Raw genomic sequence first — 14346 nt, 5'->3', positions numbered from 1 at the left:
CACGGCCGAGTACTCACACATCACGAACGGCCGAATCAGCACACCAGTCACGCCCCACCAGGACGTTTCAACAAGATCGTGTTACGAGCTCGTAGGAGATACCAAGGGTTTCGCGAGCCTCGTCGATGACCTCCGGTATTTCCTACATGAGTTTCCACGCCGCTTTCGCGGTAGTTGTGCGCTAGGCCCAGTTGTGTTCCGAGAGGGGGCCGGTTTCGTTCAGGTAACCGCGCAGTCCGGCTTCGGGGTACTCGATGATGTCGTGGGGCAATTGGTGCACGGTGAACCATTCCAAGGCCATGCACTTGGAGGGCTCCCGGTTGACAGGGTCGCCCTTCCATTCGGTGGCCTCGAAGAAGAACCCGATTCGCGTCATTGCGTCGTTCTGCCGGTGGTGCACGATGTGGACGACCCGTAGGTGGTCGGGGTCGACCTCCAGGCCGGTTTCCTCGAACAACTCACGGGCCGCGCCTTCGCTGATCTGCTCGCCTTCGTCGAGCTTCCCGGAGGGCATGTGCCATCGGCCGCGCCCGTACGGGCCGCCACGCTGCGAGAAGAGGATCTTGTCGCCGTCGCGAACGATTACGTGTGTGTCGATGACCGGGTGTGCCAGTTCGCTACTCATGATTCCTGGGGGGTGAGAGGGGCTGTTGAGGCTACTGACGGTATCCATCGACGCAAGATCGCTTCGGCGATTTGGCCCGCAACCACCGAAGGTGTGATCGTCGAGGAGTTGACTCGCAGTACGTCGACGCCGCGCTGCTCAAGAACTTCCGCGGCCTCGTCGTACAACGCGACCTCCCGCTCGGGCCCCTTGGGGTCGCCGCGGAAGCGGTGGGTGACGCCGGCCGCCGCGATGCGTTTGGCGATCGTGTCCGCGCTCGCCGTGAGGATCACGGCAAGGTCCGGATTTGGGGCGTGCTTGTTGAGGGCGATCAGGAACTCCAGCGGTACGCCGTCGAGCCGCTGCAGGGCGAACGTCGATGCGAGGTACCGGTCGGAGATCAGGAGGCGGCCCTCGGCCATCGCGGGCGTAACCGTGGACTCGATGTGTTCGTAGCGGGCAGCGGCAACCAGGCAGGCCAGGGCGAGCCCGTGGACGGTGCCGGCGTTCTGTCTGGTGAAGGCGCCCAACGCCGTGTGGGGCGGCTCCGTCGTCAGCAGAATGTTGTGGCAGCCCCTGTTCTCCAGGATGCTCTGGAGGGTGCGGACCGTAGTGGATTTGCCGACACCGCTGGGGCCGTCAACGGTGACGAATAACCCGCGCGTCATGCGGCGGCGTCCGTGACCGGCGTGTTGCGCTGGTGCTGTTCGCGGGTGAGCGTGGCGAGGGTGGAACGGATCTCTGCCAGCGGCACGTCGCCGAACTGGATGCCGACGGAGAAGTTGAACTCATCGCGCTGGCGCATCGACTCGTCGGCTCCTTCTGCAGTGAGGTCGACGTCGCCGTACGCGAGGAGGGTGTCGGGGTCATGGCCGGCGGCGGTGAGGGTCTCCCACACCGGGGTGCCCGGGTAGGGCCGGAACTCGAAGACGGATGCCCGGAGGTCGCCGGGGTTGCTGTCGGCGATCTCCCACAGGTTGCGGATGTGCTGGACGGTCGCGTCGAGATCGTCGCGGGTCTCGCCGGGGAACCCGAGGATGAAGTAGCCCTTCACACCGATACCGTGGTGCATGAGCCGGCGGGCGACCCGTTCGGTCATCTCGGCAGTGATCCGCTTGTCCATCGCCTTGAGGATGTTGTCGCTGCCGGACTCGATGCCCAGCGCCACTTCACGCAGCCCGTTACTCACCAGGACGTCCAGGTCGTGGTCGCAGAGCCTGTCCAGGACGTTGATGCGGCCGGTAGCGTCCCATACATAACGCTCGCCGATGTGGCGGTCTGCGAATACCTGCATGTGCTCGTGGATGACGTCGCGCACGCCGAGGAACAGATCGTCGACGAAGCGGAATGCGGTGACGCCATAGTCGTTGTTGAGCTCGTCCAGCTCCCCGATGATGTTCTGGGGACTCCGAACGCGGATTTTGACGTCCCTATTTGCGCTCCACGCGGCGCCGCAGAACGTGCAGTTGTACGGGCAGCCGCGGCTGCCAACGATGTTGGCCTCGATGTGTCCGTCGCGGGCGGCGGTCTGGAGCCAGTCGTGTCCGCTGGTGCCAGCCATGCGAGAATCCGTCGCAGTTGGGGCCGCCCGATAGGGGTCCTGGGGCAGGAAGGCCCGGTTCACGTACGGCAGGGTGTTGATGTCGGGACCCAGCATCAGTGCGGACGTCTTCGGATCGGCGATGCCCGTGGCACGTGTGCCGAGCAACGGGTCCCGCCAGACGACTCCGGGTAGTTCCCGGCGCCGCTGTTCGTCCTTGAGGAGTTCCGCGACGCGCAGTTCGCCTTCGCCCAGGACCAGGGCGCGCAGGTTGCGCATGCGGGGGTCGGCGAGGATGCGGTCCGGCATGGCCTTGGCATGGTGCCCTCCGACCATCAAGGCGATGCCGGGGTCGAGGTGATGGGCGATGCGGGCCGACATCTCGTAGGTGGGGGCGAGGAGGTTCATCGCAGCCCAGCGTGGTCCAGTCTCGTTGACTATCTGGGCGGTCTCCGTGATGCCCAGGCCGTGGGCTTCGGCGTCGAGTACCCCGACGTTGAAGCCGCACCGCTGGGCGTAGGTCGCGATGTATGCCATGCCGAGCACGGGGAGGGTGTAGTCGTTGGTGCGTGGCCGCATACCGTAGTCACGCAGGGGCGCGTTGATGAACAGAGCGTCGAGCGGGCTGCTCGTGTCGGCTCCGGATATTAAGTGGCGCATGGGTCCTCCAGGTCAGCGCGGGCGTGTGAGCCCCAGGTGAGGGTGGAGAGCGTCAGGGTGTGCAGGGCGGTGCGGTCGGTACCGGCCCAGCCGGTCCACAGAGGGCCGAAGCGCTTGTCCTTCTTGTCGGGCCACGGGTAGGAGGGGGCGATCCTGGCGGCCCAGGTGCGCACGGCGAGGTCGTCATGGGGGTAGATCGAGAAGTCGCCGGTGTAGTCGCACGCAGCGGCAGCCGCGGTCCACGGGCCGATCCTGGGGATGCTGACGAGCGCGGCGGCGAGGTCTTCGACCTCCATGCCAAGCCACTGCTGCCCGTGTTTCTGGTACTTCTCTGCTGCGGCTTTCAACGCACTGCGGTGGAACTTGGCTCCGATCTCGCTGAACTGGTCGTCGGCTAGCTCCAGGACCTGCTCGGGCGTCGGGGCGACAGAGAGTGTGCCTCGGGGACCTTCGACTGCGGTGCCGTACTGTTCGCACCACTTCCGGTACAGCCTGCGGGCCTGTTCGGCACGGACGACCTGCCGCAGGACCGCGGTGGTGATCGCGTCCCAGAGCCACGGGTTTGTCAGCCGGTGAGTGATGCCGATGGCGTTGAGCCCGTCGCGCAGGGCGGCCGGCGTCGCTGCGGGGAGAGCGGCGGGGTCGGTGATCGCGAGCGCGGGCTTCCGATCTTCCTCGCCGTTCACGCACTTCATGTGCAATCCGTCTCGGTTCAGGGTGACGATCCATACGCCCGATCCGGCGCGCACGGCACGCACCGGGGTGCCGTCCTCTAGTCCGTGCCACGCTGGGTGATCGGTCGTCAGGATGGTTGTCATGGCGTGCTCCTCGTGTGGTGCCAGCTGTGCGTCGTAGCCTCTCGCGTCACGGCACTTGCGTGCTGAGGACTACGGGGAAGATCAGTCGATGAGGGAGCGCTCGTGGAGGTAGTCGCGCATAGCGCGGTATTCGTCCCAGGTTGCTGAACGGGAATCGACGGGCTTGCCGCCAGGCGTGGCGGCCTTGGGCCAGGCCGAGACCGGCGGCATCAGTTCCTCGACCGCGTGAGAGGACTCCTTGCAGCGAGGGCCGCGTATGAAGAGCGTGACGGTGTCCGGCTGCATCACGGCTTGGTGCACCATCGAGTGCTCTAGCACGTACGTGCTCCCCGGGCGCTCCACGGTCACGACGGCTGGTTCCAGGTCGTCGCCGAGGAACGGTCCTTCCCAACCGTCCGTTCGGCGCCGCACGACGTGCACGTATCCGCCACGCAGGATGCGCGTGGCGAACGTGTAGCAGTGATCGTGCGGAACAAACTGGTTGTCCTCACGGGGGTTCATGTTGAGCCGGATTTCGAACCCGTGCGCCTCATAGAGGGAGAGCCGATTCAGCAGTAGTGTGACGCGGCTCGCCGCCATCCGCGCCGGGTCGTCCGGGATCGTGTCGACGAGCTTCGTCAGCAGGTCCCTGTCTCCGGCCAGCCGCTCCAAGACGTCCCGGCCGCTGCGGCGCATGTCGTGGACGTTCTTGCAGTCCTCTGCCAGGAAGTCGTCGAGCCAGGTCATCGAACGCCCCCCGAGGACCTCTTTAATGACTGGCGAGCGCGGTTCAGGATGCCGGCTTGTTCGTGTCGGGACAGCCGCTGGCCGGTGTTCGGCTCGACGCCGCGCAGGGCGAGGACCTGGACACCCTCGCCCAGACTGCGCAGCGTGCACAGAGTGCCTACATGCACGGCCAGCACGTCGCCCGGCCCAAGGAGCCGCATGTACTGAGGACGGCTTGCACGGGCATCGTCGCTGGTCGCGTACATTTCGAACTCAGCGCTGCCGGCCAGCGTGAAGAGTGCGGACGTGGACGCGATCGGCCACGTCTCCCTGGTAGTACCCAAAGGCACTCGCAGGAATCGACCCGCCGTTCCGGGGAGCGGAAGGTGCGCGTATCCGCTTTGGTAGAACCCGTCGCCGGCCACAAAGGGGATTTCGGAGAGCCAAGATCCGACGGCGTCAGCGAGCGCAGGCAGCCATTCATCCGCTGCGTTCAACTCGACGTCGGGAACCTCTCTCGGCTCGCGCGTCTGGGCCAGGAGCTGGTCCACAAATCCGGGCAGTAACGTGGCGCCCAACAGCTCATTGGTGCTCATGGTTTCCTCCAATCCGATCGCCCGAACAGGCACATATCCACGGAGTCGGCGGACGCAGACTCTGCGGAGCGGCCTGTGCATGCGTCTATGAGACGGGCGTTCTTGCCTCTCTGCGGCTCCCGTTCGACGGCGGCGCTGACGTCCGCTTTCGTTGGGGCCACTTCTTCATGCGACCTCCGCGAGGACGGGGGTTCGAGCGTCCTCGCCAGTACCGTCGGTGGAGTAGCGGCGATACACCGCCGCCAGAGCGACAGCGATCGGCGGCAGGCCGACGGTGGCCCGGCGTGTGTCGACGGTGTCCGGTGCGCGGAGCGGGCACAGTTCGATGCCGTCGGTGCGCAGGAAGAGCTGGGTGCCGTACTCCTGGTCGCGTCCGCTGGCGACAAGGACGCGGTCGTGCAGGTGTGCCCAGTGCTGGACCAGTGCGTCGCCGGCTTCGACCGCACGTCCCAACAGGGTGATCGCGGCGCGCTGGAAGGCGAGGTCGTCGTCGCTGTGCAGAGCGATGCTCCACGCGGCGCGGGCTGCGTCGGGGCCGACGAGACGGTGGCCGGGCCAGTCGTGCTCGGCCAGGATCCGGCGCAGCACCCTGCTGTTCGCGTGATCGGTGTGCCGCGCCTTCCCGAGTTGGACAGCGTCCAGGTGGTTGCGTACTCGTTGGGCCCGGTGCACGGCGGATTCCTCGGCTCGGGCGAGCAACTCGCGGGCGAGGTCAGGGCGCTGCGGCTCGTTGGCAGTCACGCGCTGCTCCGATCCGGTGCCGGCCGAGGCGCGTTGACCTGGCAGCTGATCAGCGCGCGGAGCCCGGGTCGGTGCTCGGCGGGGAGTTGGAGGCGGACGACTCGATCGCCGTCGCGTCCGGTGCCGGAACCCCGGACGTCCCAGCCCATGTCGGTGAGCCGCCGCAACAGGTCGGTGATCGGTTCGGTGTCGAGGGGGTGGCGGGCCAGGGCCTCGGCCCGTACGACGTGGAGATCGAGGCGGGCGGCGAAGTCGGCCGCCCACAGGGTGATCAGGCGGGTGATGTCGTCGGACTGGCCTGGCAGGGTGTGGAGGCTGCCGAGGAAGAGACACGGACCCTGGCCCCATCCGAGGCCGGGGTCGTGCTCAGGGATCAGGCAGGCCAGCATCCTCCCGTCCTCGAACAATCCGGCGGACATGGCCTGCGTCTCACGGAACCGTGCGGGGACGTCGGCTCGGGCCGGGGTGGGCATGCCGTGCAGGATGAGCCAGCGCTGGCGGTCCTGGACGAGGGCTGCGGCTTCCTCACGCTCGGCGGCGGTGCTCAGCATGCGCATCTCATAGATTGCGGCCGGAGGCGATTGCGTGAAGGGAACGGGGACGGCGTGGTCCTCGCTGGCCGTGGGGGACGTGGACCGGGTCACTGGCTTGCCCCGATTCGCGTCGTGGGGGCTTCCTCGGTTTGCTGGCGAGCCAGGCGCCGGGTCAGGAGACGTGCCTGGGCGAGAGTCAGGCCGAGCCTGAGTTGTTCCTGTTCGTGAGCGCACCCCGGCTCGACCGTGACACGGGTGGTTGAGCCGACGACGCCGGTGATGAGCCACTGGATCCGCTCGGCGAGACGCAGCATGCCGTCCGGCTCATGCAGGGCGAGGCCGTCGCTGATGCCGGTGGCTCCGAGCAGTGCGGCGAGCCGGACGGACGAGCCGAGCGAGCGGTCTGGCAGTTCGGCCCTGATCCGGTCCGTGTCGATCGCGGCCTCAATCAGGACCCCGCGGGCCTCCAACACGTCGATCAGCTCGGCAGCGACGGAGTGGACGGCGATCCAAGGGTGCAGCACCGCGGCGATGAACCGGTGCACCGCGGCGTCGGTGTCCAGGACGACGACGATGCAGAAGCTGTCGTTGAAGGTGGCGGTTGCGTCGATGCCGGCCTCGGTCAGCCAGGAGGAGGCCGACTCGGGCGTGGTCACCCACGGAGTCCTGCTGCTGAACACCGTGACAGCCAGCGAAGTTCCGTCATCGCTCACGGCAACCTGGGCGGCGAAGTCGGCGTCTTTCGCTGCGCTTTCGAGCAGTTGCTGCAGCGGGGCAGCGGGCCCGGGCGCGAGCTGGTCAGCGGGGGCCGCCGATAAGGGGTTCATGATCGTCTCTCCCGGAGCCGGGGTAGTGGTCGTGGGATGGGATGTGGTGCCGCCAGTCCCCGTCGGGGGAGGGGTGGGGACTGGCGGCGGGCCCGAGCGCAGCGATGCGGATTCACGAGGGTTGCTGCGCTCGGGGGCTTAGGCGGGGGCCGGGTCTTGCCGTGTCCATGCGGTTGCGGCGGCGAGGTGTTCGGACCATTGGACGGGGTCTTCGTTGAGGGCGGCGTCGGCGAGGCGTATGCGCTGGAATTCGCCGGTTCCCGCGGGCGGGTAGGTGTGCTGGATGTCGCGCCACAGGCGCTGGAGAACGTAGTCGCCCTCGAGGGCGTGGGCGCCGTGCAGTTCCATCGCGTCCTGGGCGGACTGTGCGGCCCACTGGTGGCCGAGGTATTTGGCGTTGATCAGGTCGGCGTCGCAGGGCAGGCCCTGGTCGAGGAGGTGCACGGACTGGTAGGCGAGTATCCGGCCGGCGCGCAGGCGCGCCTCCATGTCGCCCATGCGGTCGCGCAGTACGGGCAGATCGGACAGAGCGCCCTGGTAGCGGGGGCGGGACGTGAGACGAGCGGCCGTGGTGGCCACGACTGTCTCGTGGATGCCGAGGCTGACGGCGGCCAGGTTCGGTCGGCCGTACAGGATGCTGCTGCTCTGGGCCACGGCCAGTCCCTGGCCGATCTCTCCGACCACGTTGTCCTGGGGGACGCGCACGTGGTCGAGGTCGAGGCGGCCGGCGGAGAAGCCGTGCAGGCCCAGGCCCGGGCGGTGGGAGACGGAGAGCCCGGCGAGGTCTGCTTCGACCATGAATGCGGTCAGTGCCCGCGAGGTGCTCACGCCCGTCTCGGCGGTCCGGGCGAGGACAAGGTGGGCTCCGGCGAGGTGGCTGTTGCCGATGTGGGCCTTGCTCCCGGTGATCACCCACTGGTCGCCGTCGCGTTCGGCGGTGGTTTCGATGCCGCCGATGTGCCCGCCGGCGGTCGGCTCGGTCACGGCGATGGACAACAGCAGGGAGCCGTCTGCGACCCGTGGCAGCCAGCGGCCTTTCTGCTCGTGGGTGGCGAAGTGCAGCAGTGCGCCGACCGGGATCAACGTGGCCTGCAGAATGGCTGCGACAGCCGCGGAGACCCGCGCGATGCGGTGGATCAGGATGGTCTTGGCGACGTGCCCGGCGCCCAGACCGCCGAAGACGGGCGGGACGGTGATCGCGAACCAGGCCCGCGCGGCCATCAGGTCGGCGACCTTGCGCTCCACCCTGTCCGGTGCTGCCTCCATGCGTGCGACGCGCGGAGCGACGTGCTCGGCGGCGAAGGTGTCCGCGTCGTGCCACAGCAATTCGTTCCGGGTGATTTCCTCGTCAGTGGAGCCGAGGTAAGGGCGCAGCGCCGGTGGCGGTGTGGTGGGCATGGTCGTCTCCCTCTCCCTGGGTGAAGATCGCGCGGTGGAGCGGCCGGGGATCGCCTGCGGCTCCCGGGTGGGGGGTGGTGGAGCGGGTCTAGTGGGCGGGCGCGCGGACGATGTGGTCCATCACCTGGGCGCCGGCGGTGATGACGATGTCTCTGAGCCGGCGGGCTTCGCTCAGGGTCCGCTTTTCGGGGTCGATGACGCACACCGTGCCGAGCACGGTGCCGCTTTCGTGGATGAGCGGGGCGCCGAAGTAGGAGCGGATCCCGACGGCGTCCACCACCGTGTTGCTGCTGAAGCGGGGGCTGGCGTGGACGTCGTGCAGCGGCAGTGCCTTTCTGCGGGCCATGACCTCCGGGCACCAGCCGTGGTCACGGCTCATGGTCCGGCCCACGATGACGAACCCGCTGTCCACCGGCGGCTGGTGCAGCCCGACGAAGGTCTGCTCCTCCAGGAACAGGTTGACGAACCCGTACAGGAACCCGGCCTGCGTGGCCATGTCGCGGGCCAGGTCGTCGAAGTCCTCGTTGGCCGTGGTGGGAACGCCCAGGCGGTGGAGCAGTTCGTAGCGCTGCGCCAGCTCCGGTGCCTGCTGGGCCTGCGGGCCGACGACGGCGGGCGGGGTGAACGGTCCGCGGGAGGCGTCGCGCATGTCGCGTCGCGGCAGGGACCGCGCGGGCGGTGCGGCGTGCGGTGCGCGGTAGGGGTCGATGGAGTGCTGTGACATCAGGCTTCCTGGAGGGTGGTGGGTACATGGCCCATGCGGCTGGCGGAGGCGTTGTTCACGGCGTGGCCGACGAGGGTGAGCAGGACGCCGGCGACGTGGTTGGGGTCACGGGCGTCGCAGGTGACCACCGGTATGGCGGTGGGGAGTTCGAGGGCGGTGCGGACTTGCTCGGGGTGGTAGCGGTGGGCTCCGTCGAACTGGTTGACGGCGACGACGAAGGGCAGGCCGACGTCCTCGAAGAAGCTGACGGGGGTGAAGCCGGACTCCAGACGGCGGGTGTCGACCAGGACGACCGCGCCGACGGCGCCGTGGGCCAGTTCGTACCAGAGATCGACGAACCGGTCCTGGCCCGGCGTGCCGAACAGGAACAGCTCCAGTGGCACGGGCGCGTCAGGCAGGCTCAGGCGGCCGAAGTCGAAGGCGACCGTGGTGGTCCGCTTGGACTCCAGGCCCGCCAGGTTGTCCACGTCCGTGCTCGCCTCGGTCAGGTACTCCTCCGTGCTCAGCGGCGTGATCTCGCTGACGGCGCGCACGGCGGTGGTCTTGCCCGCGCCGAAGCCTCCGGCGATCAAGATCTTCAGCACGGTCGGCGCGGCGTCGGCGTGCGGGTGCGGCGAAGGACGCAGGACCAGGGCCGGGTCATCCGGCCTGGGGGTAGGCGATGGCATCGGGCCACTTCCTCTTCAGGCCCGCGGAGAGGGCTGCCAGCAGCTGGGTGGAGGGGCCCGCATCCGAGTCCGAACCGGATGCGGCATAGGGGGCGGTGACGGGGACGACCAAGGCGTCGGCGTCCAGCAGGTCGGAGACGAGGACCTTGACGGCGGTGACCGGCCGGCTGAGGCGGCCCGCCAGTTCCGTCACCGACCGTCGGCGTGCCCGGCACAGGGCGAGGATCTCCGCGCACTCCTCGGCCTGCGTCGGGCCGGGCCGTCCTGGCCCGGCTTCCAGCACCGTGTCCAGAGCGAGCAGATGCCTCGGCTTGGTGCGCCCGCGCGTGAGGGTGTAGGTCCGCACGAACGTCGACTCCTCGGCGGTGCGGCCGTCCCTGGTCACCGGACGTCGCCGCTCGTGCCGACACGGACGGGGATCAGCATGTACGAGGCGAATTTCGCCACGAGGCGGCCCATTTCGAAGCCGACGGCGCCCGCGTCGGCGTCCGTGGTGGCGATGACGGCGAGGATCGTGTCCACCTCACCGCGTTCGTTGCCCGGGCGGTTGTCGAAGGCAGCGCTGCGTCCGGCGCTCTGGACGAAGAACAGGCAGTCGTCCCGCTCGATGATGACCTGCCGGGCCGGCCGCTTTTTGTGGCTGGGGCCGGTGATGTTCGCCGCGAGGGAGGCGACGCCGCTGATGGCGGCCGACAGCTCGTCCGCCCAGTCCTTGTTTACCTCGCTGTCCAGCAGGCGCAGCCCGTCCCGTGACAGCAGGACGGCGTGCGTGACACCCGGGGTGTCGTCGGCGAACTGACGCAGCAGCCAGGCCATGTTCTCCCGCTGACCGCTCGCGGTGGTCTCGGGCGCGGGCGCGCCGGTCACGGTGTGCGTCTCGGGGTGGGTGCTCATGGGGATCGCTCCAGAAGGGGGGAAGGGGCCGGCACATGGGGGCGGGCCAGCGGGAACGGGGGAAGGCAGGGAAGTGGTTCAGGGGCGGGGGCGCTCATCCAAAGCGGCGTGGGAGGGGGCGGTGCCGCCAGCGTGGATGCCGGTACGGAAGGCGGCTGCGAGCCCCGGCGTCGGCGCGGTCGCGGGCGTCTGCTCACGCTCGCGTGGGGGACGGAACGTGCCGGGCTGACGCGGACGGGTGGGAAGGGCGGGCGCGTTCGCCTGGTGACCTGCCACTGCGTGCTCTGATGCGCCAGCGGGGCCCGGGGGCGTGTCCTGCCCTGCCGACGGGGCGGCTGGTGCTGCGGCGGCCTGCCGCGCCGACGGCACAGAGGAGGGAGTCTGCCCGGGGAGCATGCCTGCGTCCTCGACGGGGGCCATCGCTACCAGGAGCCGTGCCGGTATGACGACCAGGGCAGTGGTGCCGCCGGTCACGTTCTCCTGCAGGACGACAGACAGCCCATGCGACTGGGCGATCTTCGCGGCGACCAGCAGCCCAAGTTGCCCGGCTCGTACCTGGCCGCTGACGTCGACCTCGTCGGGTGCCTTGAGCAGGTGATTCATCTGTGCCCGCGTCTGCGGATGCATGGGGATGGCCCGATCCTCTACCTCGACCGCCAGGCCGTTCGCCACCCGCTGCGCACGCACCGTCACCTTCGTCGCCGGATCGGAGCACTCGCAGGCGTTCTCGATCAGCTCCGCCAGCAGGTGCGTAAGGTCAGGGCCCACATGGCCAGGAAGGCCCAGCTCGGCGCCCACGGACCCGGCCGCTACGGCCACCCGCGGATACTGCACGACCTCGGAGACCGCCCCGCGCAGCGCGGTCGTGACGGGAACAGGCCGGCGCGCGCTGCGCAGGGACTGCCCGCCCAGCACCGCCGTGCTCTCGACCTGCCGCCGCATCCGCGTCACGAGGTGATCGATCTCGAAGATCTTGGCCAGCAGTTCCGGGTCGTCGGTCAGCATCTCCAGCTCGCTCAGCGCCCCGAGCGCCTTGCCGACCAGGGCTTGCTCACGCATGGCCAGGCGGCGCAGCACTTCCAGCAGGACGACGGACTGAGATTCGTCGTGCACGCGGATCAGCGACGCGATGGCCTGCACCTGGAGGGCACTCAGAACGTTGTTGATCTCCAATTCCCGGTTGGCCGGTGACGGCGCCTGGGGATCCTGCAGCGTCGGGCGTCCACCGCGGCACAGCTCGTCCGCCGACCACTCCACCGACTTCCCGACGGCCGCTGCCGCCCCCACAACCGTCGTCAGCGCCGCTGCCTGGGCCTCCTGCGCGGCCGTATGCACGGCTCCGGCGGCGGTGCGCGCTTCGCGAGCCGCGACCGTGGCGACCCCGGCCAGCCCGCACACCAGGCCGGCCAACGTCCAGCCGGGGCCGAACGTAGACACCGAGCGCAGAACGAAGGCGGCAAGAAGCAAGGCGGCAAGAAGCACCAACGGCAGTGCAACGGCGCGGCGGGCACGGTGCAGAGTGATCGCGTCGACCGGGGGCCGCCGTCTGCGGTGCCCGGTGGTGGCCGGCCGTGCCGGGAAGGCGCTGTCAGGCATGGGAATCCTCGTCAGGGGGTGGGGGTTAGGCGTGCTGCGGCGTCAGGCTGGCGGGGCTCTGTCGCGCGCCGCGGGAGGTCGAGCGGGGCGCCGGAAGTGCCGCTCGGTCGCACAGGTAGGTTGGCTGATCCGACAACTGCTCCAGGAGCCGCGCGCTTTGGATCAGGCCCATGTGGCTGAACGCCTGCGGGAAGTTCCCGAGCTGGCGCTGCTGGACGGGGTCGTACTCCTCCGCCAGGAGTCCGAGGTCGTTGCGCAGTGACAGGAGGCGGTCGAAAAGGTCGCGGGCCTCTTCGGTGCGGCCGGTCAAGGCCAGGGCATCGACGAGCCAGAAGGAGCAGAGGAGGAAGGCGCCCTCATCACCCTTCAGGCCGTCCACACCGGTGCGGTCGCCGAGGGTGGGGTATCGGCGCACGAGCCCATCTGGGGTGGACAGTTCACGGCGTACGGCGTCCACGGTGCCGACGACGCGCGGGTCGTCGGGCGGCAGGAAGCCGACGCGGGGGATCAGCAGCGTGGCAGCGTCTAGTTCCCGCGAGCCGTATGACTGAGTGAAGGTGTTGCGCACCGGGTCGAACCCCTCGGTGCAGATCTCGAGGTGGATCGCCGCCCGCAGCTCGACCAGGGGCGCCAGGTCCATGTCGAGGGCGCCGGCCTCGGCCAGGCGGATGGTGCGGTCGACCGCCACCCAGGCCATCACCTTGGAGTGGACGAAGTGCCGGCGCGCTCCCCGGATCTCCCAGATCCCCTCGTCGGGCTCTCGCCAGCGCCGGGACAGGTGCTCGATGAGGCGCCGGTGCAGGACCGCGGTGTCGGCGCAGTGGGCCACACCGCTCTCGTGCGCGAGATACAGGGTCTCGACCACTTCGCCGTACACGTCGAGCTGGAGCTGCTCCGCCGCTCCGTTACCGACTCGAACCGGGGCTGAGCCCTCGTAGCCGGGAAGCCAGGGCAGCTCCCGTTCCCGCAGGTCACGCTCCCCGGTGATCCCGTACATGATCTGCAGGTTCTCCGGATCACCCGCGACGGCACGCAGGAGCCAGCGCCGCCATGCCTGCGCCTCCTGCCGGGACCCGGTGCCCAGCAGCGCGGCCAGCGTCGTGGAGGCATCGCGCAGCCAGGTGAATCGGTAATCCCAGTTCCGCTCGCCGCCGATCTCCTCGGGCAGCGACGTGGTCGGCGCCGCCACGATCCCGCCGCTCGGCCCGTACGTCATCGCCTTCAGAGTGATCAGCGAACGGACCACGGCCTCGCGGTAGGGCCCGTCGTAGACGCATTCCTGCGTCCAGTCCCGCCAGAAGGCCAAGGTCTCGGCGAGCGCGGCCTCCGGGTCGGGAACGTCGGGAGCGGCAGCGTGGGACGGGCACCAGCTGAGCACGAACGACACACTCTGCCCCGCGCTGACGGTGAACGCACTGACGACGACGCCGTCCTTCTCCACCTGCGGCACGCCCGTGTCGAGCCACAGCGCGTCCGCGCCGGCCTCCGCGACCATGCGCCCACCGACCGCATGAATCCACGGGCTGACGCTGCCGTATCCCGGCTTAGGGCGCATGGCCGAGACCATCTCCACCTCGCCGGTCAGGCCCTCGACGATCCGGATTACCTGCGGGGCACCATTGCGCGGCGGCATGAAGTCCAGGACGCGGGCCGAACCGGCCTGCGTGCGCCACACCGATTCGAGAACGAGCGAGTCACCGCGGTAGCGGCGCTCGGCGACCCTCCCGGAGCGGGACCGGCCTGCGGACAGGGCCGGTGCGATCTGCCAGGAGCCGTGCTTCTGCGCGCCGAGCAGGCTGGCGAAGACGGCCGGCGAGTCGAAGCGGGGCAGGCACAGCCAGTCGATCGAACCGTCGTCGCAGACGTGGGCGCTGGTCTGCATGTCGCCGATCAGGCCGTACTGCTCGATACGCGGAAGGCGCTTCATCGTGTGGATCTCCGTGAACCCCGCGGATCCGGGGTCGTATTGAGGCCGTCGCAGCGGCCGGGAACGGTGGCGGTGAGGCACGTCGGTGGTTGCCGGGGTAAAGGGGAGCACTGCC

Annotated in this window: 16 protein-coding genes; all 16 read right to left on the bottom strand. The window is 69.1% G+C overall.

The genetic code is table 11. The features are described 5' to 3' along the window. Positions 1-181: 181 nt before the first annotated feature. Positions 182-625, bottom strand: coding sequence for an NUDIX domain-containing protein (locus ACIQOE_RS41590; protein ID WP_351938826.1), 444 nt, complete (start codon positions 623-625; stop codon positions 182-184). Then, entirely contained in the window at positions 622-1272 is a 651-nt protein-coding gene (gene tmk / locus ACIQOE_RS41585; protein WP_401417307.1) for a dTMP kinase, read from the bottom strand. Before tmk ends, ACIQOE_RS41590 begins: the two co-directional genes overlap by 4 nt. Beyond that, positions 1269-2804, bottom strand: coding sequence for a B12-binding domain-containing radical SAM protein (locus ACIQOE_RS41580; protein WP_401417306.1), 1536 nt, complete (start codon positions 2802-2804; stop codon positions 1269-1271). Before ACIQOE_RS41580 ends, tmk begins: the two co-directional genes overlap by 4 nt. Continuing rightward, on the bottom strand, positions 2792-3622 hold the full coding sequence (locus ACIQOE_RS41575) for a hypothetical protein (RefSeq protein WP_401417304.1): 831 nt from the start codon (positions 3620-3622) through the stop codon (positions 2792-2794). Before ACIQOE_RS41575 ends, ACIQOE_RS41580 begins: the two co-directional genes overlap by 13 nt. A gap of 81 nt (positions 3623-3703) precedes the next feature. Next, on the bottom strand, positions 3704-4348 hold the full coding sequence (locus tag ACIQOE_RS41570; protein ID WP_401417303.1) for a hypothetical protein: 645 nt from the start codon (positions 4346-4348) through the stop codon (positions 3704-3706). Then, the gene (locus ACIQOE_RS41565; protein WP_401417301.1) at positions 4345-4923 is read right to left on the bottom strand and encodes a hypothetical protein; all 579 of its coding nucleotides are present in this window, start codon (positions 4921-4923) and stop codon (positions 4345-4347) included. Before ACIQOE_RS41565 ends, ACIQOE_RS41570 begins: the two co-directional genes overlap by 4 nt. Positions 4924-5088: 165 nt before the next feature. Further along, positions 5089-5664 (bottom strand): DUF6624 domain-containing protein, encoded by a 576-nt coding sequence (locus ACIQOE_RS41560; RefSeq protein ID WP_401417300.1) that lies wholly within the window; start codon positions 5662-5664, stop codon positions 5089-5091. Next, positions 5661-6215, bottom strand: coding sequence for a hypothetical protein (locus ACIQOE_RS41555; protein WP_401417299.1), 555 nt, complete (start codon positions 6213-6215; stop codon positions 5661-5663). The genes ACIQOE_RS41560 and ACIQOE_RS41555 overlap by 4 nt, the downstream gene beginning before the upstream one ends. Positions 6216-6304: 89 nt before the next feature. Beyond that, positions 6305-7024: a hypothetical protein gene (locus tag ACIQOE_RS41550; RefSeq protein ID WP_401417298.1), complete on the bottom strand. Its 720-nt coding sequence runs from the start codon at positions 7022-7024 to the stop codon at positions 6305-6307. Positions 7025-7162: 138 nt separating this feature from the next. Continuing rightward, complete coding sequence (locus ACIQOE_RS41545) at positions 7163-8422, bottom strand: acyl-CoA dehydrogenase family protein (protein ID WP_401417297.1); 1260 nt, start codon at positions 8420-8422, stop codon at positions 7163-7165. Positions 8423-8510: 88 nt separating this feature from the next. Further along, the gene (locus ACIQOE_RS41540; RefSeq protein WP_401417295.1) at positions 8511-9146 is read right to left on the bottom strand and encodes a GAF domain-containing protein; all 636 of its coding nucleotides are present in this window, start codon (positions 9144-9146) and stop codon (positions 8511-8513) included. Further along, the gene (locus ACIQOE_RS41535; RefSeq protein WP_401417294.1) at positions 9146-9814 is read right to left on the bottom strand and encodes a GTP-binding protein; all 669 of its coding nucleotides are present in this window, start codon (positions 9812-9814) and stop codon (positions 9146-9148) included. Before ACIQOE_RS41535 ends, ACIQOE_RS41540 begins: the two co-directional genes overlap by 1 nt. Further along, positions 9786-10199, bottom strand: a complete 414-nt coding sequence (locus ACIQOE_RS41530; protein ID WP_401417293.1) for a DUF742 domain-containing protein — start codon at positions 10197-10199, stop codon at positions 9786-9788. Before ACIQOE_RS41530 ends, ACIQOE_RS41535 begins: the two co-directional genes overlap by 29 nt. Next, complete coding sequence (locus ACIQOE_RS41525; protein ID WP_401417292.1) at positions 10196-10708, bottom strand: roadblock/LC7 domain-containing protein; 513 nt, start codon at positions 10706-10708, stop codon at positions 10196-10198. Before ACIQOE_RS41525 ends, ACIQOE_RS41530 begins: the two co-directional genes overlap by 4 nt. 78 nt (positions 10709-10786) lie before the next feature. Further along, complete coding sequence (locus ACIQOE_RS41520) at positions 10787-12304, bottom strand: ATP-binding protein (RefSeq protein WP_401417291.1); 1518 nt, start codon at positions 12302-12304, stop codon at positions 10787-10789. A 25-nt stretch (positions 12305-12329) separates the two neighbouring features. Then, a complete protein-coding gene (locus ACIQOE_RS41515) occupies positions 12330-14231 on the bottom strand; it encodes a glycoside hydrolase family 15 protein (RefSeq protein ID WP_401417290.1) in 1902 nt (633 codons plus the stop codon). Positions 14232-14346 lie beyond the last annotated feature (115 nt).

The sequence above is a fragment of the Streptomyces sp. NPDC091282 genome, assembly GCF_044757385.1.
Taxonomy (GTDB): Bacteria; Actinomycetota; Actinomycetes; order Streptomycetales; family Streptomycetaceae; genus Streptomyces; species Streptomyces gramineus.
Note: the sequence above shows the minus strand (reverse complement) of the source record. Positions and strands in the feature narration are given on the sequence as shown.

Coding starts and splice junctions, on each gene's coding strand:
- ACIQOE_RS41580 (WP_401417306.1), bottom strand. CDS start 2,804: ATGCGCCACTTAATATCCGGAGCCGACACGAGCAGCCCGCTCGACGCT.
- ACIQOE_RS41535 (WP_401417294.1), bottom strand. CDS start 9,814: ATGCCATCGCCTACCCCCAGGCCGGATGACCCGGCCCTGGTCCTGCGT.
- ACIQOE_RS41555 (WP_401417299.1), bottom strand. CDS start 6,215: ATGCTGAGCACCGCCGCCGAGCGTGAGGAAGCCGCAGCCCTCGTCCAG.
- tmk (WP_401417307.1), bottom strand. CDS start 1,272: ATGACGCGCGGGTTATTCGTCACCGTTGACGGCCCCAGCGGTGTCGGC.
- ACIQOE_RS41545 (WP_401417297.1), bottom strand. CDS start 8,422: ATGCCCACCACACCGCCACCGGCGCTGCGCCCTTACCTCGGCTCCACT.
- ACIQOE_RS41590 (WP_351938826.1), bottom strand. CDS start 625: ATGAGTAGCGAACTGGCACACCCGGTCATCGACACACACGTAATCGTT.
- ACIQOE_RS41570 (WP_401417303.1), bottom strand. CDS start 4,348: ATGACCTGGCTCGACGACTTCCTGGCAGAGGACTGCAAGAACGTCCAC.
- ACIQOE_RS41525 (WP_401417292.1), bottom strand. CDS start 10,708: ATGAGCACCCACCCCGAGACGCACACCGTGACCGGCGCGCCCGCGCCC.
- ACIQOE_RS41565 (WP_401417301.1), bottom strand. CDS start 4,923: ATGAGCACCAATGAGCTGTTGGGCGCCACGTTACTGCCCGGATTTGTG.
- ACIQOE_RS41515 (WP_401417290.1), bottom strand. CDS start 14,231: ATGAAGCGCCTTCCGCGTATCGAGCAGTACGGCCTGATCGGCGACATG.
- ACIQOE_RS41520 (WP_401417291.1), bottom strand. CDS start 12,304: ATGCCTGACAGCGCCTTCCCGGCACGGCCGGCCACCACCGGGCACCGC.
- ACIQOE_RS41540 (WP_401417295.1), bottom strand. CDS start 9,146: ATGTCACAGCACTCCATCGACCCCTACCGCGCACCGCACGCCGCACCG.
- ACIQOE_RS41550 (WP_401417298.1), bottom strand. CDS start 7,024: ATGAACCCCTTATCGGCGGCCCCCGCTGACCAGCTCGCGCCCGGGCCC.
- ACIQOE_RS41575 (WP_401417304.1), bottom strand. CDS start 3,622: ATGACAACCATCCTGACGACCGATCACCCAGCGTGGCACGGACTAGAG.